At 64.4% G+C, this 22,773-nt stretch carries 19 protein-coding genes and 1 pseudogene; 13 read left to right on the top strand and 7 right to left on the bottom strand.

The window, feature by feature from the left end:
- Nucleotides 1-93 precede the first annotated feature (93 nt).
- Nucleotides 94-1,293: a YbfB/YjiJ family MFS transporter gene (locus ACLEJP_RS04920; protein ID WP_440804734.1), complete on the top strand. Its 1,200-nt coding sequence runs from the start codon at nt 94-96 to the stop codon at nt 1,291-1,293.
- Here the strand turns inward: ACLEJP_RS04920 and ACLEJP_RS04915 are convergent.
- Nucleotides 1,254-2,165: a LysR substrate-binding domain-containing protein gene (locus ACLEJP_RS04915; protein ID WP_225779731.1), complete on the bottom strand. Its 912-nt coding sequence runs from the start codon at nt 2,163-2,165 to the stop codon at nt 1,254-1,256. The genes ACLEJP_RS04920 and ACLEJP_RS04915 overlap by 40 nt on opposite strands.
- Nucleotides 2,166-2,444: 279 nt before the next feature.
- Between ACLEJP_RS04915 and ycaC (ACLEJP_RS04910) the strand changes: the two genes are divergently transcribed.
- The 3 genes from ycaC (ACLEJP_RS04910) (at nt 2,445) to ACLEJP_RS04900 (ending at nt 3,948) form a co-directional block, all read left to right on the top strand.
- Nucleotides 2,445-3,074 carry an isochorismate family cysteine hydrolase YcaC gene (ycaC, locus tag ACLEJP_RS04910; RefSeq protein ID WP_440804733.1) on the top strand — a complete coding sequence of 210 codons (630 nt, stop codon included), beginning with the start codon at nt 2,445-2,447 and terminating at the stop codon, nt 3,072-3,074.
- 298 nt (nt 3,075-3,372) lie between these two features.
- Nucleotides 3,373-3,651, top strand: coding sequence for a type II toxin-antitoxin system RelE/ParE family toxin (locus tag ACLEJP_RS04905; protein ID WP_440804732.1), 279 nt, complete (start codon nt 3,373-3,375; stop codon nt 3,649-3,651).
- 12 nt (nt 3,652-3,663) lie between these two features.
- Entirely contained in the window at nt 3,664-3,948 is a 285-nt protein-coding gene (locus ACLEJP_RS04900) for a HigA family addiction module antitoxin (protein WP_440804731.1), read from the top strand.
- A gap of 4 nt (nt 3,949-3,952) precedes the next feature.
- On the opposite strand, the gene ACLEJP_RS04895 is transcribed toward ACLEJP_RS04900, so the two are convergent.
- Both ACLEJP_RS04895 and ACLEJP_RS04890 read right to left on the bottom strand, forming a co-directional pair.
- On the bottom strand, nt 3,953-5,740 hold the full coding sequence (locus ACLEJP_RS04895; RefSeq protein WP_440804730.1) for a monovalent cation:proton antiporter-2 (CPA2) family protein: 1,788 nt from the start codon (nt 5,738-5,740) through the stop codon (nt 3,953-3,955).
- A 238-nt stretch (nt 5,741-5,978) separates the two neighbouring features.
- Nucleotides 5,979-6,956, bottom strand: coding sequence for a GlxA family transcriptional regulator (locus ACLEJP_RS04890; RefSeq protein ID WP_440804729.1), 978 nt, complete (start codon nt 6,954-6,956; stop codon nt 5,979-5,981).
- Nucleotides 6,957-7,136: 180 nt separating this feature from the next.
- On the opposite strand from ACLEJP_RS04890, the gene ACLEJP_RS04885 reads away from it, so the two are divergent.
- Both ACLEJP_RS04885 and ycaC (ACLEJP_RS04880) read left to right on the top strand, forming a co-directional pair.
- Nucleotides 7,137-7,499 (top strand): helix-turn-helix domain-containing protein, encoded by a 363-nt coding sequence (locus ACLEJP_RS04885; protein WP_170033726.1) that lies wholly within the window; start codon nt 7,137-7,139, stop codon nt 7,497-7,499.
- 72 nt (nt 7,500-7,571) lie between these two features.
- Nucleotides 7,572-8,198, top strand: coding sequence for an isochorismate family cysteine hydrolase YcaC (gene ycaC / locus ACLEJP_RS04880; protein WP_440804728.1), 627 nt, complete (start codon nt 7,572-7,574; stop codon nt 8,196-8,198).
- A gap of 54 nt (nt 8,199-8,252) precedes the next feature.
- On the opposite strand, the gene ACLEJP_RS04875 is transcribed toward ycaC (ACLEJP_RS04880), so the two are convergent.
- Nucleotides 8,253-13,301: a trifunctional serine/threonine-protein kinase/ATP-binding protein/sensor histidine kinase gene (locus ACLEJP_RS04875; RefSeq protein ID WP_440804727.1), complete on the bottom strand. Its 5,049-nt coding sequence runs from the start codon at nt 13,299-13,301 to the stop codon at nt 8,253-8,255.
- Between the two features lie 239 nt (nt 13,302-13,540).
- Here ACLEJP_RS04875 and ACLEJP_RS04870 point away from each other — a divergent pair, with 239 nt between their 5' ends.
- The 3 genes from ACLEJP_RS04870 to ACLEJP_RS04860 all read left to right on the top strand — a co-directional run bounded on the left by ACLEJP_RS04870 (nt 13,541) and on the right by ACLEJP_RS04860 (nt 15,435).
- Complete coding sequence (locus ACLEJP_RS04870) at nt 13,541-14,533, top strand: response regulator (protein ID WP_440804726.1); 993 nt, start codon at nt 13,541-13,543, stop codon at nt 14,531-14,533.
- Nucleotides 14,530-14,898 carry a response regulator transcription factor gene (locus ACLEJP_RS04865; RefSeq protein ID WP_289133438.1) on the top strand — a complete coding sequence of 123 codons (369 nt, stop codon included), beginning with the start codon at nt 14,530-14,532 and terminating at the stop codon, nt 14,896-14,898. Before ACLEJP_RS04870 ends, ACLEJP_RS04865 begins: the two co-directional genes overlap by 4 nt.
- 108 nt (nt 14,899-15,006) lie before the next feature.
- The gene (locus ACLEJP_RS04860; protein ID WP_440804725.1) at nt 15,007-15,435 is read left to right on the top strand and encodes a DoxX family protein; all 429 of its coding nucleotides are present in this window, start codon (nt 15,007-15,009) and stop codon (nt 15,433-15,435) included.
- 71 nt (nt 15,436-15,506) lie between these two features.
- On the opposite strand, the gene ACLEJP_RS04855 is transcribed toward ACLEJP_RS04860, so the two are convergent.
- A complete protein-coding gene (locus ACLEJP_RS04855; RefSeq protein WP_440804724.1) occupies nt 15,507-16,997 on the bottom strand; it encodes a YifB family Mg chelatase-like AAA ATPase in 1,491 nt (496 codons plus the stop codon).
- A 253-nt stretch (nt 16,998-17,250) separates the two neighbouring features.
- Between ACLEJP_RS04855 and ACLEJP_RS04850 the strand changes: the two are divergent.
- A pseudogene (locus ACLEJP_RS04850) lies at nt 17,251-19,299 on the top strand (DUF4034 domain-containing protein).
- On the opposite strand, the gene ACLEJP_RS04845 reads toward ACLEJP_RS04850, so the two are convergent.
- Nucleotides 19,253-19,606: a gamma-glutamylcyclotransferase family protein gene (locus tag ACLEJP_RS04845; protein ID WP_289133442.1), complete on the bottom strand. Its 354-nt coding sequence runs from the start codon at nt 19,604-19,606 to the stop codon at nt 19,253-19,255. The pseudogene ACLEJP_RS04850 and the gene ACLEJP_RS04845 overlap by 47 nt on opposite strands.
- On the bottom strand, nt 19,607-19,873 hold the full coding sequence (locus ACLEJP_RS04840) for an accessory factor UbiK family protein (RefSeq protein WP_440804723.1): 267 nt from the start codon (nt 19,871-19,873) through the stop codon (nt 19,607-19,609).
- 398 nt (nt 19,874-20,271) lie between these two features.
- On the opposite strand from ACLEJP_RS04840, the gene glnK reads away from it, so the two are divergent.
- From glnK to sutA, 3 genes are all read left to right on the top strand, one after another.
- Nucleotides 20,272-20,610: a P-II family nitrogen regulator gene (gene glnK / locus ACLEJP_RS04835; protein WP_002555808.1), complete on the top strand. Its 339-nt coding sequence runs from the start codon at nt 20,272-20,274 to the stop codon at nt 20,608-20,610.
- Nucleotides 20,611-20,657: 47 nt separating this feature from the next.
- Nucleotides 20,658-21,989: an ammonium transporter gene (locus ACLEJP_RS04830; RefSeq protein ID WP_440804722.1), complete on the top strand. Its 1,332-nt coding sequence runs from the start codon at nt 20,658-20,660 to the stop codon at nt 21,987-21,989.
- A gap of 429 nt (nt 21,990-22,418) precedes the next feature.
- The gene (sutA, locus tag ACLEJP_RS04825) at nt 22,419-22,748 is read left to right on the top strand and encodes a transcriptional regulator SutA (RefSeq protein WP_317660327.1); all 330 of its coding nucleotides are present in this window, start codon (nt 22,419-22,421) and stop codon (nt 22,746-22,748) included.
- Nucleotides 22,749-22,773: the final 25 nt, after the last annotated feature.

Genomic DNA, 22,773 nt, shown 5'->3' with positions numbered 1-22,773 from the left:
TGCAATGAGAAATCGCTGCGTTATTTCATCGCCTGGCGACTTTATGCTTTTCCCATCGCCATCAACAAGCGCTGCCTGGCGCAAGGGAAGAACATGACTGCAGAAACTCAACGCGCGCCCTGGCTGCCGATCTGGGCCGGGCTGTGTGCCAGCCTGGTCGGTATCGGCCTGGCGCGGTTTGCCTATACACCGCTGGTGCCGGCGCTGATCGAGGCGCACTGGTTCGCGAGCTCGGCGGTGGTCTACCTGGGCGCGGCCAACCTCGCCGGCTACCTGGTCGGCGCCCTGGCCGGCAGGCCGCTGGCAAGGCGCTGGTCGAGCGCAGCGGTGCTGCGCGGCATGATGGTGCTGGTCAGCCTGGCATTCCTGGCCTGTGCCTGGCCGCTGTCGGTTGCCTGGTTCTTTGCCTGGCGCCTGCTGTCGGGCGTTGCCGGCGGGGTGATCATGGTGCTGGCGGCCAGCGCGATCCTGCCACATGTCGCTGCCGCGCGGCGGGGCCTGGCCAGTGGCGCGATTTTCCTTGGCATTGGCCTGGGCATCGCCGGTGCTGCCAGCCTGGTACCGTGGCTGCTTGGCCAAGGGCTGCAGGAAACCTGGTTCGGGCTGGCCGCGTTGTCACTGCTGTTGAGCCTCAGCAGCTGGGGCGGGTGGCCGGCCGAGCAGGAGCATCAACAGGGCGGCCATGCGCCGGGCCCGGCTGCAGTTTCACCGGCGGTGCTGGTACTGTTCGGGCAATACGCGCTGATGGCCACCGCGTTGGTGGCGCCGATGATGTTCCTGGTGGACTACGTCAGTCGTGGGCTGGGCGCGGGTACCCATGCCGGCGCAATGATCTGGGGTTTGTATGGCCTGGGGGCGATTGCCGGCCCGGTGCTCTACGGGTTGTTGGCTGACCATCTGGGGGCGCGTGCCGGCATCCGCTGGGTGTTGCTGGCACAACTGGCTGCCCTGGCTGTGCTGCTGGGTAGCCACGACCTGCGCCTGCTGGGGGCCGCAGCGCTGCTGATCGGCTCGTTCCCGCCCGGCATCGTGCCGCTGGCGCTGGCGCGGGTCCATCAACTGGTGCCGGGGCATGCCCGACAGAATGCGACCTGGAGCCGTGCTACGGTGTCCTTCGCCAGCTTCCAGGCCATTGCCGGCTACGCCTATTCGGCGCTGTTCGCCGCCAGCGGTGGCCACTACGGCGTGTTGTTCGCCGTGGCGGCCGGTGCGGTGGTGCTGGCGCTGCTGGTGGACATGCTGGTCAGGGACAATCAGGCCATGTCGCTGATGGCGAACTCTTCGGCCAGGTGATCGATCAGTGCCCGTACCGAGGGCAGCAAACCGCGCCGCGACGGGAAGATCGCATGCACGATGCCGCAGCGCGGGTGCCAACCCGGCAACAGCTCCACCAGCCGCCCGGACGCCAGGTCCTCGCGCACTGCCACCCGCGGCAGGTGCGCGATGCCCACACCAGCGACCACGAAATGACGCAGGGCGAACAGGTCGTCGGTGACCATGCGTGGCGTATGCGGGATGACGATGCTGTGGCTGGTGTCCTCGCCCTGGAACAATTGCCAGTGGTATTCGCGTTGGGCGCTGCCCCAGTGCAGGCTGGGCAGCGTGCCGAGCAGCTGCGGGTCGAAGCCCTTGGGCAGCCGCTCCAGATACTGCGGCTGGCCGACCAGGCACTGGGTACTGTTGCTCAGTACCTTCATCACCATGTCGGTGTTTTCCAGTGGCGGGAAGCGCACCCGCAGAGCGACGTCGAAACCTTCGTGCAGCAGGTCGACGCGGCGGTTGGTGCTCTCGATGAACAGTTCCACCTGCGGGTACTTGAGCATGTAGCGGGTCAGCATCGGCCCGACCCAGGAGTTGAGCAGGGTCGTCGGGCAGCTGATGCGTACCAGGCCGCGCGGTTCGCTGCGGTTGCGTTCGATGATCTCCGCCGCGCCCTCGGCTTCCACGCGCATGGCCAGGCAGCGGTTGTAGTAGGCCTGGCCGATCTCGGTGAGCGAACAATGGCGGCTGGTGCGGTGCAGCAGGCGCACGCCCAGGCGGTCTTCAAGGTCGGCGATGCGCCGGCTGAGTTTTGACTTGGGCATGTCCAGCGCCCGCCCGGCCGGGGCGAAACCGCCGTGCTCGACTACCTGGGTGAAGTAGTAGAGCGAGTTGAGGTCTTCCAATGATCGGTCTCCAGGCATGTGGTTGCCTGTGCCGGCCCCTTCGCGCCTGAAGCCGCACCCACAGGCGCGGCGTAGGTCCAGCTCCGGCGCGATCCCTGTAGGAGCGGCGTCAGCCGCGAAGGGCTGGCACAGCCCCTGCAAATCCATCGTTCATAAATTAGAACGCTAAAGCCAAATTCTGCTATCTACCGCCGTAAAGGGGGTGATTTTAATCTGTGCCCATCAACGCGAAACACCTCGAAATGCTGAAAAATTCATAAACCTTTGGGAGCACAGACCATGAGCAAATTCACCTACAACCGCCTGAACAAAGACGACGCCGCTGTCCTGCTGGTCGACCATCAGGCTGGCCTGCTGTCGCTGGTGCGCGATATCGAGCCGGACAAGTTCAAGAACAACGTGCTGGCCCTGGCCGACCTGGCCAAGTTCTTCAACCTGCCGACCATCCTCACCACCAGCTTCGAGCAAGGCCCCAACGGCCCGCTGGTGCCGGAGCTGAAAGCGCTGTTCCCGGACGCCCCGTACATCGCCCGCCCAGGCCAGATCAACGCCTGGGACAACGCAGACTTCGTCAAGGCAGTGAAGGCCACCGGCAAGAAGCAGCTGATCATCGCCGGTGTGGTGACCGAAGTTTGCGTGGCCTTCCCGGCATTGTCGGCCCTGGAAGAAGAGTTCGATGTATTCGTGGTGACCGATGCCTCCGGCACCTTCAACGAAATGACCCGTGATGCCGCACACGACCGTATGAGCCGGGCCGGTGCGCAGCTGATGACCTGGTTTGGTGTGGCCTGTGAACTGCACCGCGACTGGCGCAACGACATCGAGGGCCTGGCGGCGCTGTGCTCCAACCACATCCCCGACTACCGCAATCTGATTACCAGCTACAACGCGCTGACTGCGGGCAAGTAACAGCCTGGTAGTTTCACGCAAATAGGCCGGCTCCCTCTGTAGGGAGCTGGCCTTTTTTGTGGTGTCGGCTTCAATTCTTGGGCTGCGACTCTACGCCCCATCCACAATGCCTCAGCCAATCCTTCAATCAAATTCGGTTTGCAGGAAATCTCTTACGCACATATCGGAGCGCCTGAAGGCGTCAACCTGGCTAAGTAGGAACACACTGGGCAAGCCGGAAATCCTTCAGGAGTATGTCTATGTGCCTCCCCGCTGCCAGCTTGAAAGGTGTAAGGCTTGGCCTTACACTTGTTCTCCAATGATACGTAACTTCAGGCATAAAGGCCTGAGGTTGCTTCATCAACAAGGCGACCCATCAGGAGTGCGGGCAGATCATGTTGCCCGTTTGCGACGCTTGCTTGCTTCGCTTGAAGTGGCGCAGATGCCATCAAACATGAATCGTCCAGGTAACCGACTTCATCCATTGCATGGAAAGCTGGATGGCTTTTGGGCAATAAATGTTTCGGGGAATTGGCGTCTAGTATTCCGCTTCGTTGGTACTGACGTGGAGCTTGTCGATTATCTGGATTACCACTAGGGAGCTGAAATCATGGCAATGTTCGACCCGCCTCACCCGGGAGAGTCCCTGCGTGAAGACGTTTTACCTGCGATTGGCATGAGCGTGTCGGGGCTGGCCCGCCATCTTGGCTACTCGCGCGGACAGCTGTCCACTGTACTTAATGGACGCGCCGCCATATCAGCCGACCTTGCTTATCGCCTTGAGCTGGCTGGCCTCGGGGATGCGCGCCAATACCTTGCAGAGCAGGCTGCCTACGACCTCTGGCAGGCCGCGCACCGTGAGCATCCGCAAATAGAACGGCTAGTGTTTGCCTGATAGCTCAATCCGCATCCGAAGCAAACAACCGCTCCAACTCCACCCGCGCCTCCTTGGCCGTCTGCATCACCTTGGCCCGGTCGTCACGCACCTGCCCCTGGGCCACCAGCACCTCTTCGTCATGCTGGGTAAACCGCTCGATGCGGTCCGCCGCCTGCTCGTCGCTCAAGCCCAGCCCCACCAATGCCCGGCGGGTCATCTCGAGGCTGGAGTAGAACGTCTCGCGAATCGGTTCGGCACCCGCATCCACCAGTTTGTGCACATGCTGGCGGTTACGCGCTCGGGCGAGCACTTTCAGGTGCGGGTACAGGCGTTTGACCCGCTCTGCCGTATGGATGGCGGCCTCCGGGTCATCGATGGTGATGATGAAGTACTCCGCCTCACCCACTTTGGCCGCATGCAGCACCTCAGGGCGCAGCGGGTCGCCGTAGAACACCGGCACCTGTTCGAACATGCGCGTCATCTCGATGGTGTCCACCGAAGTTTCCAGGGCAATGAACGGGATCTTCTGGGCGCGCAGGATGCGCGCGACGATCTGGCCCATGCGGCCCATGCCGACGATTACCACCCGTGGCGTGTCGGTCTGGATCTGCTTGTACTGCTCAGGCACTTCACGCACCGCTTGCGGGCGCTTGAGGGCGCGGGCGCAGCCAAGCATCAACAGCGGGGTAATCGCCATCGACAGGGTGATGGTCATCAACAGCAGGTCGTAGGTCTGGGCATCGAACAGGCCTTGGTCCTTGCCCAACTTGAACACCACGAAGGCGAACTCGCCACCTGCGGCCAGCACCATGCCCAGGCGCAGCGCGCTGGCGCTGCTCAGGCCACCGGCCAGGCGGCCGACGCCGATCAGCAACACCAGCTTCACCGCCACCAGCAACAGGGTCAGGCCCAGCAGCACCAGCGGCATCTCCAGCAGCAAGCGCAGGTTGGCACCCATGCCGACGCTGATGAAGAACAGCCCCAGCAGCAAGCCTTTGAACGGTTCGATCTGCGATTCCAGCTCGTGGCGGTATTCCGAGTCGGCCAGCAGCAGGCCGGCAAGGAAGGCACCCAGGGCCATGGAGATACCAGCCTGTTCCATCAGCCAGGCGGTGCCAATCACCACCAGCAGCGCGGTGGCCGTGGACACTTCCGGCAGGTGCGTGCGGGCCACGGTGCGAAACACCGGGCGCAGCAGGTAACGGCCACCGACAATGACCACGGCAATGCTGGCGAACACCTTCAGCCCATGCCCCAGGCTGTCGCCACTGCTGGTGTCCGGGCCACTGGCGGCCAGCAGCGGGACCAGGGCGATCAGCGGGATCGCGGCAATGTCCTGGAACAACAGGATGGCGAACGCCAGGCGGCCGTGTGGCGCGTTGAGCTGCTTGCTCTCGGCCAGGCTCTGCAGGCCGAGGGCGGTGGACGACAACGCCAGGCCCAGGCCGAGCACGATGGCTGCCGGTAGCGTCTGGCTGAAGCCGAACAGCGCGATGGCACCGATCACTGCGCCGGTCAGCAGCACCTGGGCAGTCCCGACACCGAACACCGCCTTGCGCATCAGCCACAAGCGCTTGGGCGACAATTCCAGGCCGATGATGAACAGCAGCAGGACCACGCCCAGTTCGGAAATGTGCGCCACGCTTTCGGTGTCGCGGATCAGGCCGAGTGCTTGCGGGCCGATGATCACCCCGGCAAGTAGGTAGCCGAGTACGGCACCCAGTTGCAGCCGTTTGGCCAGGGGGACGGCGAGGACTGCGGCGAGCAGGAAGATCACCGCGGTTTGCAGAAGGCTGCCTTCGTGTGGCATTGGCTCGTACTCCATGAGCTGCCGGGGCAGCGTTAGATCAGTTTGACGGACAATTCTGGGGGTTGTGATGGAGTTGGACAATCTGCTATTGGGGAGAAACATTGTCCCGATACAGGTGACAACCTGTGGTGGTCTCTTCGCGGGCACGCCCGCTCCCACAGGTACAAACACTGCCCCTGAGGCTGGTGTTATCGCTGTGGGAGCGGGCGTGCCCGCGAAGAAGACAGCGCAGATCCGACTATTCACCGCCACCAAACTGCGCCCGATACTGCGCAGGCGTCATGCCAATCCGCTCGCAAAACACCTTGCGCAAATGCCGGTCACTACCAAACCCGCACTGTGCCGCCACTACCTTCAAGGGCAGGTCGGTGCCTTCCAGCAGTTTGCGCGCCCGGTCGATGCGCGCATTCTGTAGGTACTGCAGCGGCGTGATCCCGACCTCGCGCAGGAACGTCCGGGCAAAGTTGCGCCCGCTCATGGCCACCAGGTTTGCCATTTTCTGCACGGTGAAGGCTTGCTCGATATGGTCGACGATGTACGCCTGCACCCGGGCAATCGGCGAATCGTCCCGTGGTACAGCCGCCAGCAGTGGCCCATAGGGTGTCTGCCCGCCCTGGCGATGGCGGGCGACCAGCAGCACCTTGGCCACTTCCAGGGCCAGCGCCTTGCCATGGTCCTCCGCCACCACCGCCAGCGCCAAGTCGATGCCAGCGGTGATGCCGCCCGAGGTAATCAGGCAGCGGTCTATCACGTAGATCTGCTCGGTTTCGACCTTGGCCTGGGGAAACGCCTGTGCCAGGCGCTCCACGTAGTTCCAGTGGGTGGTGCAGCGATAGCCATCGAGCAACCCGGCCCGCCCCAGCAGGAACACCCCGGTACAGATGGCGCCGAAGCGCCTGGCCCGGCGCACGGCCTGGGGCAGCCAGCGCTCGATCGCGGGCAGGGCGATGTCATAGGCGCCCGGGCCGCCTGGCACCAGCAACAGGTCGACGGCTTCCGGCAGGTCTTCCAGGCGCCGGTCAGCGACCACTTTCAGGCCGCATGAGCCGCGTACCGCCGCTTCCCCCTCGGCCAAGGTCAGCAACCGGTACTGCCGCTCTGCCGGCAGGAACCGGTTGGCGATGGCGAATGCATCCATGGGGCCGGTGACATCCAGCAGCAACACATCGTTGAACAGCACCATGGCCACGGTGCGGTGGGCGGGTTTTTCCTGCATACCTCTTTCGCCTTGAATGCCGGCCGCTGGCAGCGGCCAGAAGCTGAATACGAAACGCATCTTATGGTATCGGCAAAACAGCCTGGGCCAGCAGCGCACATTTAACAACAATTCAGGTTTGGCTCAGGACTTTGTCATGGGCCGGGGGCGAGACTTTCTGCATTGAACAGGAGAGTCGCCATGCACCCTGGGACGCCCGAAGCGCCGCTGCAAACCCCCGGCGCACTAACGCCCGCGCGGCTGCGCCGGGCCAAGGAACTGATGTTGCACAGCCCGTTGTCGATCATCGAGATCGCCGCGGTATGCAACCTCACCCGCAGCCATTTCTCCCGCGCGTTCAAAGTGGCTACCGGCCTGTCGCCCCAGGCCTGGCGCCTGCTGGCGCGTATGGAAAAGGCCAAGCGCCTGCTCGCCACCGAAGCGCCCATCACCCATGTGAGCCTGGAATGCGGCTTTTGCGACCAGGCCCATTTCACCCGCGCTTTCAGCCGCCTGGTCGGCCAGCCGCCGAAGGCGTGGCGCCAGGCGCAGGTACTTTCTTAAGCCGAAGCTATCCGCCGGTATAACCCCTGCGGACAGGGCCCACCCGTTATCCCAACCCAAGGAGTCACCCCCATGAGCCAACCCGATTACAAGCGCTTGAACAAAGACGACGCCGTGGTGCTGCTGGTCGACCACCAGACCGGCCTGATCTCGCTGGTGCAGGACTTTTCGCCCAACGAGTTCAAGAACAACGTGCTGGCCCTGGGCGACCTGGCCAAGTTCTTCGGCCTGCCGACCATCCTCACCACCAGCTTCGAGCAAGGCCCGAACGGCCCGCTGGTGCCCGAGCTGAAAGAAATGTTCCCGGACGCGCCGTACATCGCCCGCCCGGGCCAGATCAACGCGTGGGACAACGAAGACTTCGTCAAGGCAATCAAGGCCACTGGCCGCAAGCAATTGATCATCGCCGGTGTGGTAACCGATGTCTGCGTGGCCTTCCCGACCCTGTCGGCGTTGGCGGAAGGCTTTGACGTGTTCGTGGTCACCGATGCCTCGGGCACCTTCAACGAGACCGTGCAGCAGGCGGCCTGGGTGCGCATGACCCAGGCGGGTGCACAGATGATGAACTGGTTCTCGGTGGCCTGTGAACTGCATCGCGACTGGCGCAACGACATCGAGGGGCTGGGCAACCTGCTGTCGCAGCGCATCCCCAACTATCGCAACCTGATGAACAGCTATGCGGCCTTGAGCTCGCGTTGATGCAGACCTGTACCGGCCGCTTCGCGGGGCTATCCGCGAAGCGGCCGGTACAGGCTAGGAAGGATTCACCGGCAAGGTGAAACGAATCCGGCACCCACCCAGCTGCGACACCAGGGCCTGCAATTGCCCACCGTGCGCCTGAGCCACCGAGCTGCAGATCGCCAGACCCATGCCCATGCCACCGGTCTTGGTGGTATGAAACGCATCGAAGACACGCGCGCGCTCGTCCGCGGCAATCCCCGGCCCGTTGTCGTCCACGCAAATCTCCACGCCACCCTCGACCAGCGCCGAGGCAATCTGCAGCACGCCATCACTGCGATACCCCGCCAGCGCTTCCAAGGCATTGGTGATCAGGTTGTATATCAGTTGCTGCAACTGCACCGGGTCGGCTGTCACGCACACCCCGGCTTGCAACTGCGTCTGCACCTCGACCCGGCTCCTGGCGGCATCGGCCGAGGTCAGGCGCACCACCTCGCGAATCAGTTCGTCCAGCTTCACCGCCTTGAGTTGCATCGGCGACTGCTTGGCCAGCGCCCGCAGCGCGCGCACGATGTTGGCGGCCCGTTCGCTGTCATTGCGGATGTCTTCCAGGCCGGCAATCGCTTCTTCCAGGTTGGGCTCGGCGCGTTTCAGCCAGCGCAGGCTGGCCGCGGCGTTGGAAGCGATACCCAGCAGCGGCTGGCTGATTTCATGAGCGATGGAGGCCGACAGCTCGTTCATCACCTGCAGGTGTGCGCTGCGCGCCAATTCGGCCCGCGAGCGGCGCAACTCGGCTTCCATCTGGGCGCGCGTCTGGTTGTCCTCGGCCAGGCGGGTATAGAACTTGGCGGTTTGCAGCGACACCGCTGCCTGTGAGGCGAGGATTTCCAGCATGGCCAGGCGCTGGCTGCCGAACAGGTTCGGCACCAGGCGGTTTTCCAGGTACACCAGGCCAATCAGCACGCCCTGGATCACCAGCGGCAGGCACAGCACCGAGCGGGCGTTGCGCGCCTGCAACTGCTGGCGGAAAGCCTCCGGGCAATCGCTGAGGGCATCGTTGAGTACCAGCGGCTTGCGGGTGCGCATGGTGGCGTTGATGACCGACAGCGGCGCCTGGGTCATGAACCTCTGGCAGTTGTCCATGCTCACGTGCAGTCCGTCATCATCGATGTAGGCGAGGGCGGCCATCTGGAACTCGGCACCGCTGACGATCAGCAGCGCGCCATGGTCGGCGCCGGAGTGCTGGGTCAGGTGGCCCATCAGGGTTTCGATCAGGCCTTCGAGCAGCACTTCCTCGGACAATGCGCGCGCGGCTTCGATACCGGCTTCCAGGTCCAGCCTGGCCTGCTGGGTGGCGCGATAGGTCTCCTGGATCGGCTGGGTGCGCAGGAATGGATGCAGCGTCTCCAGTTGGTGCACCTTGCCGCTCGCGCCCCAGATATGAAAGCAGTCGCGGGCGATACGCAGGTGCAGGTTGGCGCCGGAAATCAGGCCGCTGGGGATGCACACCTCGGCCAGTTGCTCATGGGCCAGCGCCTGCTCGTGGATGAAACCGGCGGCAGTAGCGGCGATCTGCGCCTGGTCGAAGCAGCGGATCGCAGCCAGGCCGTCGCCTTCGAGCTTGGCGATCACGCCCTCGATCAGCAGCAGCTTGTTGCGGAAGGTGGCCGGGTTGAAGCTGGCCCAGCGGCTGAAGCGCTCGTGCAGGGTATGCAGCTCGCGCAGCTTGTCGGCCAGGTTGCCGGGGGCCTCCGGGCTGCCCAGGGCCAGGCCGCGGAACAGGTGGTAGTCGGCCAGGTTGATGTGTGCCGGTGCAGCCCAGGCGTTGTCAGCGGCCAATGCGAGGTTGCGCATGGCCTGCGCGATATTGCCCATGTAGAAGGCGCCCATGCCGGCGAACAGGTGCTGGAAGAACCGCGTGGTAGGCGATTTCGAGGTGGTCGCCGAGGCCGGTCCGGGCATACCACCGAGGGTGGCGACGAACGCTTGCTGGGCCTGCAGGATCTGTTCGACATCGTGGTAGCCGTGGCGCCGCACGGTGGCCAGGCCTTGCGCCACTTCCTCGACCACTTCCGGCAGGTAGCGGCCCATGAACAGCGAGTCGGAAACCAGGTGGTTGCAGGCGTAGCAGCTCATCGCCAGGTCGCCGCTCAGGCGCGTCGAGTGGACTGCGTCGAGCGCGGTGCGGCGGGCGAACTCCATGGGCGAGGTCCAGGCGCTGACCTGGTCCAGGGCCAGCAGGGCGCTGGTCAGGTCGGCCTCGAGACCGTGCCGCTCGATCAGCTTGAGCGCGGCCAGGCAATAGGCATGGCCGTCATGGTAGGCACCGAAACGCTCGGCAATCATCACCCCGTACCAGGCCATGCCGTAGGTGCTGCCCGGGGCGACGCCATGCTGCAGCGACATTTCCATGAGCTTGGCCAGGTGCAGGAAACAGATGTCGTCCTTTACGAAAAACGAGGATGACAGCGTGGCCAGCAGGCTGATGGCGACCGTCACTTCCTCCGAGTCGGTGCGTGGCAGCGACTCCAGGCAGTGCCGGCCTTTCTGTTCGACCAAAGCCTGTACATGGGCATGACAGGCCTCGACCTGTTGCCAGTCGACGCCCCGCGCCGGGTTTATACCCAGCAGGTCCAGGCCGGACAGGGCGCTGTCGATGGCCGCCTGGTAGTCGCCGCGCAAGGTGCACAGCAATGCTTGCAGGCGGCACGCCCGTGCCTGGTCCAACGCCGAATATGCGCGCTGGCGGCATTTCTTCAGGCGGGCTTCGGCGCTGCTCGTCCGCGATAGCTGAATGTCGCATTCCGTCGCCATGCAGGCGATGGCAAAGCCATGCGTGGTGCGGCTTTCCAGCGAGGCGCCGTGCTGCAGCAACTGCTCGGCGGTATGCAGGTAATCAGCGGTTTGCTCGAAGGCGCCACGGTCGCGTGCGCGTGATGCCGCTTCGCGCAGAAGCTGCAGGAACGCTTCGCAGTCGTCCGCTGCAAACCCGCACGGGCTGGCGCGTTGCAGCTGGCTGGCGAGCTCGAACAGTACCTCGTGCAGGCGGCCTGCCCAGGCCTGGCGCATGGCCAGGGCAATGCGGGCATGCAGCGAGGCGCGCTCGGACGCCGGGGTGAGCGCGTAGGCAGCTTCCATCACCCGGTCATGGGTGAAGCTCAAACCGTTCGCGGCTGGTTGCAGGAAACCCGCGCCAATCAAGGCTTTCAACGGTTCGCCTGGTGGTTGGGCGAGTACCTGCCGCAGCAGGCGCTGATCGCAGCGGCTGCCCGCCGCGCTGGCGACCCGTAACAGGTCGCGTTGCGCTGCCGGCAGGCGCGCCAGACGCTGGATCATCAGCTCGGCGACATTGTCGGCGTAGCAGTGTCGAGTCACGGCGTGCAGGCACCACGACCAGCGCATGGCATGGGTGTCGAAGGTGAACAGCTGGTCTTCGACCATGGCCTTGAGGATCTGGTGGATGAAGAACGGGTTGCCGGCTGTCTTGTCATGAACCCTTTCGGCCAGCGGCAACGCGTCCTCGGGGGTGACATGGTAGCGCTCGCCAATCAGTGCGGTTACCGCCTCGACACCCAGCGGTTGCAGGTTCAGCGTGGTGCTGCGCAGCGTTGCGGGTATGGCCAGTGGCGGGCTGCTGGTGGGCGCGTCGTTGTTGCAGGCGAACATCAGCAGCAGGTTATCGGGCGCCTCCGCCAGCAATTGGGCCAGCAGCTGCCGGGAGGCGTCGTCAGCCCACTGCAGGTCGTCGAAGAACAGTACCAGCGGTTGTCCAGGGCGGCTGAAAACCTGGAGGAATTCAATGATCGCGTGCAATTCCTTGTGCAACCCGAGGCGCGTGAGCTTGGCCGGCAGTTGCGGCTGCGGGCCAAGAATGAGCTGCAGGTCCGGGGCCAGTTTGCCGAGCAGGCGGCCATGGCCTTTGATGCGCTGCAGGATCTCGCGGCGCAGGGTGTCCAGGTCCTGGCTGTTCTTGGCCAGCAACTGGGTGGTCAGCGCACCGAGTATGTCAACCCAGGGCGTGTAGGGCACGGCCTGGGCCAGGCTGTTGCACTTGCCGACGGCGCGGTAGCCCTCGGTGTCGGCCTTGAGGGCGGCTTCGACCAGGCTCGACTTGCCCATGCCGACTGCACCGTTGATGAGCAGGACGTGTGGCGCGCTGTCGCGGCGCATGGCCTTGAGCAGCATGGCGATTGCCTGCTGCTCGGTGCTGCGGCCATACAGGTGCACGCGGCTGGGCGCGACCGGGTCGGCGCAACCTGGGGTGAAGGGGGCCATGGTCTGGGTGGTAGCCCATTGCCGCTGGCAATGAGCCAGGTCGACCGCCAGGGCACGTGCGCTCTGGTAGCGGGCGTCCGGCTCTTTGGCCAAAGCCTTGGCCAGGATCAGGCTGAGGGGCGGTGGTACGTTGCCGTTCACTTCGCAGGCCGCCCGCGGCTGTACGCCGGCATGCAGCTGGCGCCAGTGCTGGGTGTCGCGGCCGGCCAGGGGCAGCTCGCCCAGCAATAGCTGGTAGAGGATGGCGCCCAGGGCATAGATGTCACTGCGGCGGTCGCTGCTGCTGCCGTGCGGGCAAACCTGCTCCGGCGCCAGGTAGGCCCAGTTGCCGAGCGGGGCGCCCTGGTCGCTGAGCCGCTGCGCGTGGTCGGCGCGAAAGAAGCCCAGCCGCACCCGCTGGTGCGCATGCAGGCACACATGCCCGGGCTGTAGCGCTCCGTGCAGCACATTGTGTTCGTGTGCCTGTGCCAAGGCATGGGCAGCATTTACCGCGATGTCCAGAAACGGCGTCAGCGCCAGCGGGCCGTCGGCGAGCAGGTCGGCGACCGAGCGGCCGGCCGGGTACACCAGCAATGGGCCTTCGGCCGAACGCACGAACGCCGACGGGACTACCGCCCACTGTGGGTCCAGTTGCAGGCGGTAGTCACGTTCCAGGCGCTGGCAGGCGGCGGGGGCCTCGAGCGGGGCGCGCACGGCGATCCAGGCCTGACGGGTGGCCGGGTCGCGCAGGCGGAAGTAGCTGAGCTCGCCTTCCTGGCCCAGCGCGCTGATCTCGCATCGGTTCAGCCAGCCCTCGTCGATCGACTGGTCGTAATCGATGGGCCTGTGGGCAAGGCGTTCATCGAGCATAAAGCACCCCTGCTAGCGACATCCTGAGGCGCGAGTATACGCAGCGAGCCCAGTACTGATGCGGGTTACAGCCTGCTTGGCAGGAACGGGCACGCTGTTGTCCGTTATCGTCCCCTGGCAGCTGGCGGGCTTTTGTATAGTCCTCAGACCAACCTATCCCTCGGGATAATTGCCTGAACGCGTTCGCTGGCCTAGGCTGCCCAGGCAGCGAAAATGCCCGGTGCCCGCGCGAGGAAGCCATGATCCGAATAGGCAATGCCCAGGTGTCGCTGGAGCGGCGCGAAGTGTTTGTCGACGGCAAGCCGATCCTGTTGGGTGGGCGTGCTTTCGAGGTACTGGCCACGCTGATCAGGGCCAACGGCCGGGTGGTCGGCAAGGACGAGCTGTTCAGCCAGGTGTGGGCCGGCACGGTGGTCGAGGACAACAACCTGCAGGTGCAGGTGTCGATGTTGCGCAAGGCCTTTGGCGACCGCAGCCTGATCCAGACCGTACCGCGTCGCGGCTACCGTCTGGCTGTGGACATCAGCCTCGAGGTGCCAGGCCAGGCACTGGGCAAGTCGCTGCTGCGCAGCGTGGCCGAAACTGCCGAGCCGCTCGATGAGCGTTTCAGCGTGCCGGTGCTGGTGGTGGATGACGACCCGTCGGTGCGCAGCGCCTTGGGCCGCCTGTTACGCTCGCAGGACATCCCGCATCACTTGTTCGCCAGTGCCGAGGCGCTGTTCGACGCCCGCCTGGAAACCCCCTGTGCCTGCCTGCTGCTGGACATGCACCTGCCCGATACCAGCGGCCTGGAGGTTCAGGACGCGCTGCGCCGCCTGGCATTGCCCTGGCCAATTGTGTTCATGACCGGCTTCGGCACCATCCCGATGACCGTCCAGGCCATGCGTGGCGGGGCGCTGGAGTTTCTCACCAAGCCGTTCGACGAGGACCAGTTGCTGACCCTGTTGCAGGCGGTGCGTGCCCGCGCCGTGGTCGAAGGCCGCAAGTGGCACCATGCGCGGCAGGTCGAGGAAAAATACCAGCGCCTGACCCAGCGTGAGCGCCAGGTGTTCTCGCTGGTGGTTGGCGGTTTGTCGCACAAGCAGATTGCCAGGCAGATCGGCACCAGCGAGGTGACCACCAAGGTGCACAAGAAGAACATCATGAACAAGATGCAGTCCCGCTCGCTGCTGGAGCTGGTGGCCATGCACAACGTCCTCGGAGCACGACCTGAGGGCCTGGGCGGCGCATGAGCAGAGGGGTGTGCATCGTCGACGACGATGCGTCAGTGCGCAAAAGCCTGGCCAATCTGCTGCGTTCGGCGGGGTTCGAGACCTTGACGTTTGCCGCTGGGGAAGCCTTCCTCGCCTCGCCCCTGGCGGGCGAGGCGGGCTGTGTGTTGCTGGACCTGAAGATGCCGGGCATGAGCGGGCTGGAGGTACAGCGTGAGCTGGCGCAGCGGAGCTGGCGTTTGCCGGTGATCTGCATGTCGGCGCATTGGGATGACGGCTCGGTGCAGGCGGCAATGGGGCAGGGGGCGCTGGCCTGCCTGGGCAAGCCGTTTTCTGAAGAAGTACTGCTCAAGGCGGTAGAAGAGGCCTTGGCCGGCAGCCGCTGAGGCGCAGGCTGGTGCGCCGAGCGTGCATGTCAACGCAGCACACCTGCACAATCAATTTGCCTGGCGCTGCGCAATGCTCCCGGGCTGATCGACCACAGAGCCAGAGTCATGCCTCGCCTGCAGCCCTTCCTTGATGCCCCATCGCCACGCCTGACCGCCAGCGGCTTGTTGTTCCTGCGGGTCATGGCCGCCTTGCTGCTGCTGTTCATCCATGGCCTGCCCAAGTTGTTGAACTGGAGCACAGAGCTGCAGCGCATTGAAGATCCCTTCGGCCTGGGCGCGGCGCTGACGTTGGGGCTGGCGGTATTTGCCGAAGTGGTCTGCCCGCTGCTGCTGATACTGGGGGTTGCCGCACGTCTGGCTTGCCTGCCGGTGCTGGCGGTATTGCTGATAGCGCTGGTGGTGGTGCACCCGGACTGGACGCTGGAGCAGGGTCAGTTTGCCTGGTTGCTGGTGGCCCTTTATGGCGGGCTTGCCTTGACCGGGCCGGGGGCCTATTCGGTCGCCGGGCTTTTGTGCCGGAGCAAGGTTGCCTGACGGATGTCGAGGCCGCTTTGCGGCCTGTCGCTGGCAAGCCAGTCCCACAGGTGAAGCGCAACCCTGACCCGCTAGCTGCTCCCCGGCCGATACTGCAGGGCCTCGGCCAGGTGCGCCCGGCCAATTGCCTGGCTACCTTCCAGATCGGCCAGCGTTCGCGCCACCTTCAATAACCGGTGCGCCGCGCGCAACGACAGGGTCAGCCGCTCGCAAGCGCCCTCCAGCCAGGCCTGGTCCGCTGCTGCCAGCCCGCAGTGGCGGCGCAACCCCTCCAGGTCGAGAAAGGCATTCGCGCACCCCTGTCGCCTGTGCTGTACCTCCCGTGCCTTGGCAACTTTGGCGGCGACATCGGCACTGGTTTCACCGCACGGCTGGTTGTTCAGCGTGGTGCTCTCGCGGGCCACGGTCAGGTGCAGGTCAATACGGTCCAGCAACGGCCCGGACAGCTTGTTGCGGTACCGCGCTATCTGCTCGGTGCTGCAGCGACAGCGCCCGGTGGGGTCGCCTAGGTAGCCGCAAGGGCACGGGTTCATTGCCGCCACCAGCTGGAACCGGGCGGGGAAGCGCACCTTGTCGCGGGCCCGGGCAACCACGATCTCGCCGGATTCCAGCGGTTCGCGCAGCACTTCCAGCACCCGCCGCTCGAATTCCGGCAGTTCGTCCAGAAACAGCACGCCATGGTGGGCGAGGGTGATTTCGCCCGGTTGTGGTCGGCTGCCGCCTCCGACCAGTGCCGGACCGGAGGCCGAGTGGTGCGGATGGCGAAAAGGCCGCTGCGGCCAGCTGCTCAAAGGTGTGTGCCCGCTCACCGACTGGATCGCAGCCACTTCCAGTGCCTCATGCTCATCCAGCGGTGGCAGCAGCCCCGGCAGGCGGCTGGCAAGCAAGGTCTTGCCAGTGCCGGGTGGGCCGGTGAACAAGAGGTTATGCGCCCCGGCCGCGGCCAGCAGCAATGCGCGCTTGGCGGCCAGTTGGCCTTGCACCTCGCTCAGGTCCGGGTAGGGGCGTTGCTGCAGTATCAGGCCGTTGGCAGCATAGGGCGGCAGCGGTACCTGGCCGTTCAGGTGGGCGACCAGCTCCAGCAGATGCCCCACCGCATACACCACCAAGCCACCGGCCAGGCTGGCTTCCTCGGCGTTCTCCCGTGGCACCACCAGCGCCCTGCCTGCTTCGCGTGCTGCCAGTGCCGCAGGCAGCACCCCCTGCACCGGGCGCAGTTTGCCCGACAAGGCCAGTTCACCCAGGCATTCGAGCTCGGCGAGAGGGGGCGTTGGCACCTGGCCATCGGCGGCCAGGATGCCCAGGGCGATGGCCAGGTCGTAACGCCCACCGTCCTTGGGCAGGTCGGCGGGTGCGAGGTTCTGGGTAATGCGCCGTGGCGGGTAGTTCAGCCCGGAATTGACGATGGCGCTGCGCACCCGGTCCTTGCTTTCCTTGACCGTGGTTTCCGGCAGGCCGACCAGGGTGAGATGGGGCAAGCCATTGGCCAGGTGAGTTTCGACGCTGACCGCCGGTGCCTGCACGCCCACCTGGGCGCGGCTGTGGACGAGGGCTAGGGACATGGACGCTCCGTTGTCGCTGAAATGGGCCGCTTCCTGCGGCTGTGCAAGCATAGCGAGCGCTCTCCAGGCCGGCGCAGGAAGTGTGCATCGGGGTTTTTCAGGTCAGGTATCGTCCCCAGCCTTGATGCCGTATGGCGAGAATGGATCCAATACCTTTGCGCAGTCGCCTGGTATGGCTTAGTGTTGTTGGGCAACGGCGGTTGCCATGGGATGGCACCGCAGCTTCCTTCAAATGGACTTGAGGTGGTGCCCCGTGCAAACGCTCACCCGCACGCGCCAGGTAATCCGCGAACTGGTGCAGGCCAACGCATTCACTGAACTCAACCGTTTTTTCGATAGCCTCGAAGGGCAATGGCGGCAGGCCCCGCCCGGTGAGTTTCCCGACTACCTTGCCGCTATCGAAGGGCACCTGCTGGCCGACCTCGACTGCCACGGCGACCGCGCCCTGAGCCAGGTGCTCAGGGCCTGGATAGAGGCTTGCCCCAAGGCTTATCACCCCCAGGTGGTGATGGGCTTGCACTGCTTCCAGCGCGCTTGCCAGGTGCAGGCCAGCGGCAGGCGCAACGCGGCGCGCTCGCTGGCCGTCGAGCAGATCTGCGAAACCGCGACCGCGCACCTGCTACGGGCCATGGACCGCTCCCCCCAGCCCGTGGCCGCCGCCATTGGCATGCTGCACATCAGTGCGCAATTCGGTGAGCCTGGCTGGCTGGTTGAACTGTTCCAGGGCCAGCCGGCGCGTTTCCGCCCCAGTGCCCGTGCCGATGTGGAAGTGCAAGAAGCTGCAGCGCCGTTTCTGGTAAAGCATGGGCTGCAGCCCCTGGCCGAGCTGCCGCAAGCGTTGCCGGCATGCCTGGGCCGACGGGCCGACAGCGAAAGCAAGGATACTCGCCACTACTGGTTACGCCACGCGCTGGACGCACGCCCCGGCTGCTTCGAAGCGGTCCAGGCCTTGGCGTCGTACCTGCAGCCGCGCCGGGGCGCCAGCCTGGATGCGATCGAGTTGCTGGCCAATGGTCCGTTGTGCGAAGCGTGGGACGAGACATTGCGTAATGCACTGCGCTGGATGCCTGTCGAAGATCGGCTGACACTGCCGAATGCCGATCAGCTGCAGGCTGTCGTCGAGTGGCAGCAGGTGTTCGAAGCCTGGTCGCAGCGCCCGCTAAGGCCAAGGGAGCGGGCCATCCTGCTGGCCTGGCGTGGGGCGTTGCGCAGCCATGCATTGCACGACCACGTTGGCGGCATGGGTGATATCGCCGCGAGCTTCGCGTGCCAGGCTGATCACGCTGCCATTCCGGCCATGGCCGAGCCCTTTCGCTGTCTGGTCGAGCGGCTATTGCTGGATGGCATGGCAGATCAAAAGCAGCTGCTACGTACCGCCATCGAGTCCTTGTGTGAGGGCCATTCGCATGCGGCGGCCTGCGCATTGCGGGCCGCCGGGCACCGCTTCGGCTTGTGGGGCCTGTCGCGTTCTGCCGAGCAGGCCAGGGCCTGGGCGCAGATTGCGGTAAAGCGCCAGTGCAGCGGCCTGGCGCCGGGTTTCGCGGTGCTCGACGCGGCACGGCTGCTGTGGGCGGGCAACCGGCATGAGGTGGCCTGCTATCTGTATGAGCGCTGCGCCGAGCTGAATCTGCCAGGGGCTGCCCTTGCCCTGTACGAATTGCATCACGGCGAACTGGGCGACGCCCCTGAGCAATATCTGGATGACGAGGTGGCCAGGTACTGGCTGCAGCGTGCGGTGCAGGCTGGCAGCCGGCAAGCCAAGTACCACCTGGCCCGCTTGCGCATGGATGGCGACGAAGACCTCAACGATCGCAGTGCCATGCTGGCAGTCCGGCAGCTGCTGGTTGATGCGCTGGGCAATGCGCAGACCAACGCACAAGCGCGGCTGCACCTGGGGATCCTGTTGCGTCGGTTTGGCGAGCCCCAGGAGCGGGCCGAGGCGGTGGCCTACCTGCTGAGCCTGGTCGAGCACCCTGACGCGGGAATTGCCGGGCGAGCCAGCGCCGAGCTGGGGCTGGCCTGGATGCAGGGACGCGGCACCCGCAAACAAAGTCGCTTTGCCGCCATCGAATGGGTCAACCGGGCCGCCACCTTGCAGCCGGAGGATTCCGCCATTGGCGAAATCCAGGCCAAGGTGCTCAATTCACGCAACCGGGTGAAGACCTTGTTCACCCAGTGTGGCGCGGCCTTGTTCCGCGGCACCCTGCATGCCAGCGAGTTGCCGCCCGGGTGAGTGTGGAAGCGGCCTGGAGGATTCAGGCGCGTACATAGACCCAGGCCGTCAGCCCCGACGCGAGGGTGACGGCGATGCGCTTGTAGTCGGCGACTTCATAGCGGTCGGCTGCCGCCAGCTCTGCTTCGCTGATCTGGAAGACCATGCCGGCCACGCTGTCGTCGGCCTGGCTGCTGGGGGAGACGATGGGGTGGTGGGTCTTGCCGCTGGTCGCCAACACGGCCGGGTCGGTTATCTCGACCCAGTCCTGGCGGTAGCCAGGCATGCGGTCGGCCTGGCCGGTCAGCTCACGGCCGAAATTGGCCAGTTGCACGGCCTTGTCCTGCAAGGTGCCGTAGGAGAACAGCAATACCGGGTAGGCATCGGAGGGCTGCATTCACGTGTCCTGTGAAGTCGGGTTCAGCCGCGCTTCCAGCTCGGCTACTTGTTGTTCCAGGGCTTCGAGGCGGGCACGGGTGCGCGCCAGCACAACCATCTGGCTGTCGAATTCATCGCGGCTGACCAGGTCCAGCTTGCTGAAGGCACCCTGCATCAGCACCTTGAACTGGCTTTCCAGTTCGGCACGGGGCTGGGCGGTATCGCTGCTGAACAGGCGCGAGGCCTGGTCGCTCAGGGCGTCGAGAAGGGCTTTGGGCGCGAGCATGGTTCGGCTGTCCACTGAAACTGGGAAATGGCCGGCAGTGTAGCACGCACAAACCTCGCCTTTGAGTGCGCAGTGGCCGATTCCACAGGCGCGCGTGGTTGCACATTTTTCGAGCAATACGCCGGGCCGCTGCGCACCGAATTTGTGCATGTTTCCCGTGCTGGCGACTGGCCAATCACGCTTTACTGACATAAGCCGCTGTTTTCTCGTGCCTTGGTAGAACTGGCAAGGTTTCTGCAAAGACCACCATGAGCCATGCACTGATGCGGTTCTTTGTGACCAGGCAGTGCGCATGCGGAGCCGGATGCCGACGACGCGTTACAAAGCCAACTGCTGCGCTTAGACTTGAGACGGGTTTGTTTTCCTGGGGCAAGTCCACCAAATCGGGAGAGAGTTTCATGAAGCTAGTCACAGCCATCATCAAGCCGTTCAAGCTGGACGACGTGCGCGAGTCGTTGTCGGAAATCGGCGTGCAGGGCATCACCGTCACCGAAGTCAAAGGCTTCGGTCGGCAGAAAGGCCACACCGAGCTGTATCGCGGTGCTGAATACGTGGTCGATTTCCTGCCCAAGGTGAAGATCGATGTCGCCATCGATGACAAGGACCTTGATCGGGTAATCGAAGCCATCACCAAGGCAGCCAACACCGGCAAGATCGGTGACGGCAAGATCTTCGTGGTGAATCTGGAGCAGGCGATCCGAATCCGTACCGGCGAAACCGATACCGACGCGATCTAAGCAGCAAAAAAAGCCTCACCAAACCCAACGCCCCAGGAGAAAACAACATGACTCTGCGTAAGATCGCAGGGCTAGGAGCCCTATTGTCCCTCGTCATGCCCGGGCTTGCCCTGGCAGAGGACGCTGCCCCAGCGCTGAACTCCGGCGACACCGCCTGGATGCTGACCGCAACGGCGCTGGTGCTGTTCATGACCATTCCAGGCCTGGCCCTGTTCTATGGCGGCATGGTGCGTTCCAAGAACGTGCTGTCGGTGATGATGCAGTGCTTTGCAATCACGGGCCTGATGAGCATTCTGTGGGTCATCTACGGCTACAGCATGGCCTTCGACACCACCGGTATGGAAAAGGGCGTGCTCAACTTCAATTCCTTCGTCGGTGGCTTCTCCAAGGCGTTCCTCAGCGGCGTCACGCCCGGGAACCTGACCTCGGCCACCGCGCTGTTCCCCGAGGCGGTATTCATCACCTTCCAGATGACCTTCGCCATCATCACCCCGGCGCTGATCGTCGGTGCCTTCGCCGAGCGCATGAAGTTCTCCGCGATGCTGGTGTTCATGGGCATCTGGTTCACCCTGGTCTACGCGCCGATCGCCCACATGGTCTGGAGCGGTGACGGTGCGCTGATGTGGGACTGGGGCGTACTGGACTTCGCTGGCGGCACCGTGGTGCACATCAACGCCGGTGTCGCTGGCCTGGTCTGCTGCCTGGTGCTGGGCAAGCGCAAGGGTTATCCGACCACCCCGATGGCTCCGCACAACCTCGGTTACACCCTGGTCGGCGCGGCCATGCTGTGGGTCGGCTGGTTCGGCTTCAACGCGGGTTCGGCCGCTGCCGCCAACGGTACTGCGGGCATGGCCATGCTGGTGACCCAGATCGCAACTGCTGCCGCTGCACTGAGCTGGATGTTCGCCGAGTGGGTTGGCCACGGCAAACCGAGTGCGCTGGGTATCGCCTCGGGCGTGGTCGCCGGCCTGGTCGCGATTACCCCGGCTGCCGGTACCGTCGGCCCGATGGGTGCCCTGGTGATCGGCCTGGCCGCCGGTGTGATCTGCTACTTCTGCGCCACCAGCCTGAAACGCAAGCTGGGCTATGACGACTCGCTCGATGCCTTCGGCGTGCACGGCATCGGCGGTATCGTCGGCGCTATCCTCACCGGCGTGTTCGCAGCCCCGGCACTGGGTGGCTTCGGTGCCGTGACCGACATCGGCATGCAGGTCTGGATCCAGGCCAAAGGCGTGATCCTGACCGTGCTCTACACCGCCATCGTCACCTATGTGATTCTCAAGGTGCTGGACCTGGTGATGGGCCTGCGGGTCAACGAAGAAGAAGAGTCGGTCGGCCTCGACCTGGCTCAGCACAACGAACGCGGCTACAACCTGTAACCGCGGCGCGGTAAAAAACTTGCCCGGCTTGCCGGGCATTTTTTTTGCCGGATTTTCAGCATTTCGCGCTCGGCAAACGGTTTATTCGCTACGTTTGCGACGTGGGCATAAAACTTACAAAACGTAGAGCGTTCAGGGTGCTTTGCTTTTTCTTCTGGCGCGCTAGAATGCGCGCCGAAGGGTGTTTGACAGTTGTCCGCACGCTTCGCCAGCCTTTGCTAGGCTTGCCAATAGCGAGTGGCCAGCAGGGGCTTATGGATTTGTCAGGTCCTGCCAGGAGCAGGGTCTGCTGGGTGCCGCCTCCCATCAGGAGCGCCGACCCTAGGGCAGTGGCCTTACCACGGCCAGTTGAATTTTCACTGGTGGCTGCCGGTCTACGGCTGCACTGGTCTATAACTAACCTGCTTTTCGCAAGTCATGAGGTAGAACATGAGCGACGACGATCTGGAAAATGATGACCTCGAAGTAGGCGACGAAGATGAGGCTGATGAAGGCCTCGAAGCTGCGGCTGATGATGTCGCCGAAGATGCCGGCGATGATGACAGCAGCCCTGCACCCACTGCCAAGGGCAAGTCCAAGGCGGCTGTCTCGGTAGACGAGATGCCGAGCATGGAAGCCAAGCAGAAGGAACGTGATGCCCTGGCCAAGGCCATGGAAGAGTTCCTCGCCCGCGGCGGCAAGGTTCAGGAGGTCGAAGCCAACGTGGTCGCCGACCCACCCAAGAAGCCGGACAACAAGTACGGCAGCCGCCCTATCTGAGTGGCTGATCGCAAAAAAAAGCCCG

The sequence above is a fragment of the Pseudomonas sp. SMV7 genome (genome assembly GCF_052041995.1).
Lineage (GTDB): Bacteria > Pseudomonadota > Gammaproteobacteria > Pseudomonadales > Pseudomonadaceae > Aquipseudomonas.
Note: the sequence above shows the minus strand (reverse complement) of the source record. Positions and strands in the feature narration are given on the sequence as shown.

What these genes read in the sequence shown, in the direction of transcription:
- glnK (WP_002555808.1), top strand. Translation starts at nt 20,272, where the DNA reads ATGAAGCTAGTCACAGCCATCATCAAGCCGTTCAAGCTGGACGACGTG.
- ACLEJP_RS04905 (WP_440804732.1), top strand. Translation starts at nt 3,373, where the DNA reads ATGATACGTAACTTCAGGCATAAAGGCCTGAGGTTGCTTCATCAACAA.
- ycaC (WP_440804728.1), top strand. Translation starts at nt 7,572, where the DNA reads ATGAGCCAACCCGATTACAAGCGCTTGAACAAAGACGACGCCGTGGTG.
- ACLEJP_RS04855 (WP_440804724.1), bottom strand. Translation starts at nt 16,997, where the DNA reads ATGTCCCTAGCCCTCGTCCACAGCCGCGCCCAGGTGGGCGTGCAGGCA.
- ACLEJP_RS04870 (WP_440804726.1), top strand. Translation starts at nt 13,541, where the DNA reads ATGATCCGAATAGGCAATGCCCAGGTGTCGCTGGAGCGGCGCGAAGTG.
- ACLEJP_RS04865 (WP_289133438.1), top strand. Translation starts at nt 14,530, where the DNA reads ATGAGCAGAGGGGTGTGCATCGTCGACGACGATGCGTCAGTGCGCAAA.
- ACLEJP_RS04875 (WP_440804727.1), bottom strand. Translation starts at nt 13,301, where the DNA reads ATGCTCGATGAACGCCTTGCCCACAGGCCCATCGATTACGACCAGTCG.
- ACLEJP_RS04920 (WP_440804734.1), top strand. Translation starts at nt 94, where the DNA reads ATGACTGCAGAAACTCAACGCGCGCCCTGGCTGCCGATCTGGGCCGGG.
- ACLEJP_RS04890 (WP_440804729.1), bottom strand. Translation starts at nt 6,956, where the DNA reads ATGCAGGAAAAACCCGCCCACCGCACCGTGGCCATGGTGCTGTTCAAC.
- sutA (WP_317660327.1), top strand. Translation starts at nt 22,419, where the DNA reads ATGAGCGACGACGATCTGGAAAATGATGACCTCGAAGTAGGCGACGAA.
- ACLEJP_RS04860 (WP_440804725.1), top strand. Translation starts at nt 15,007, where the DNA reads ATGCCTCGCCTGCAGCCCTTCCTTGATGCCCCATCGCCACGCCTGACC.
- ycaC (WP_440804733.1), top strand. Translation starts at nt 2,445, where the DNA reads ATGAGCAAATTCACCTACAACCGCCTGAACAAAGACGACGCCGCTGTC.
- ACLEJP_RS04840 (WP_440804723.1), bottom strand. Translation starts at nt 19,873, where the DNA reads ATGCTCGCGCCCAAAGCCCTTCTCGACGCCCTGAGCGACCAGGCCTCG.
- ACLEJP_RS04830 (WP_440804722.1), top strand. Translation starts at nt 20,658, where the DNA reads ATGACTCTGCGTAAGATCGCAGGGCTAGGAGCCCTATTGTCCCTCGTC.
- ACLEJP_RS04895 (WP_440804730.1), bottom strand. Translation starts at nt 5,740, where the DNA reads ATGCCACACGAAGGCAGCCTTCTGCAAACCGCGGTGATCTTCCTGCTC.
- ACLEJP_RS04845 (WP_289133442.1), bottom strand. Translation starts at nt 19,606, where the DNA reads ATGCAGCCCTCCGATGCCTACCCGGTATTGCTGTTCTCCTACGGCACC.
- ACLEJP_RS04885 (WP_170033726.1), top strand. Translation starts at nt 7,137, where the DNA reads ATGCACCCTGGGACGCCCGAAGCGCCGCTGCAAACCCCCGGCGCACTA.
- ACLEJP_RS04900 (WP_440804731.1), top strand. Translation starts at nt 3,664, where the DNA reads ATGGCAATGTTCGACCCGCCTCACCCGGGAGAGTCCCTGCGTGAAGAC.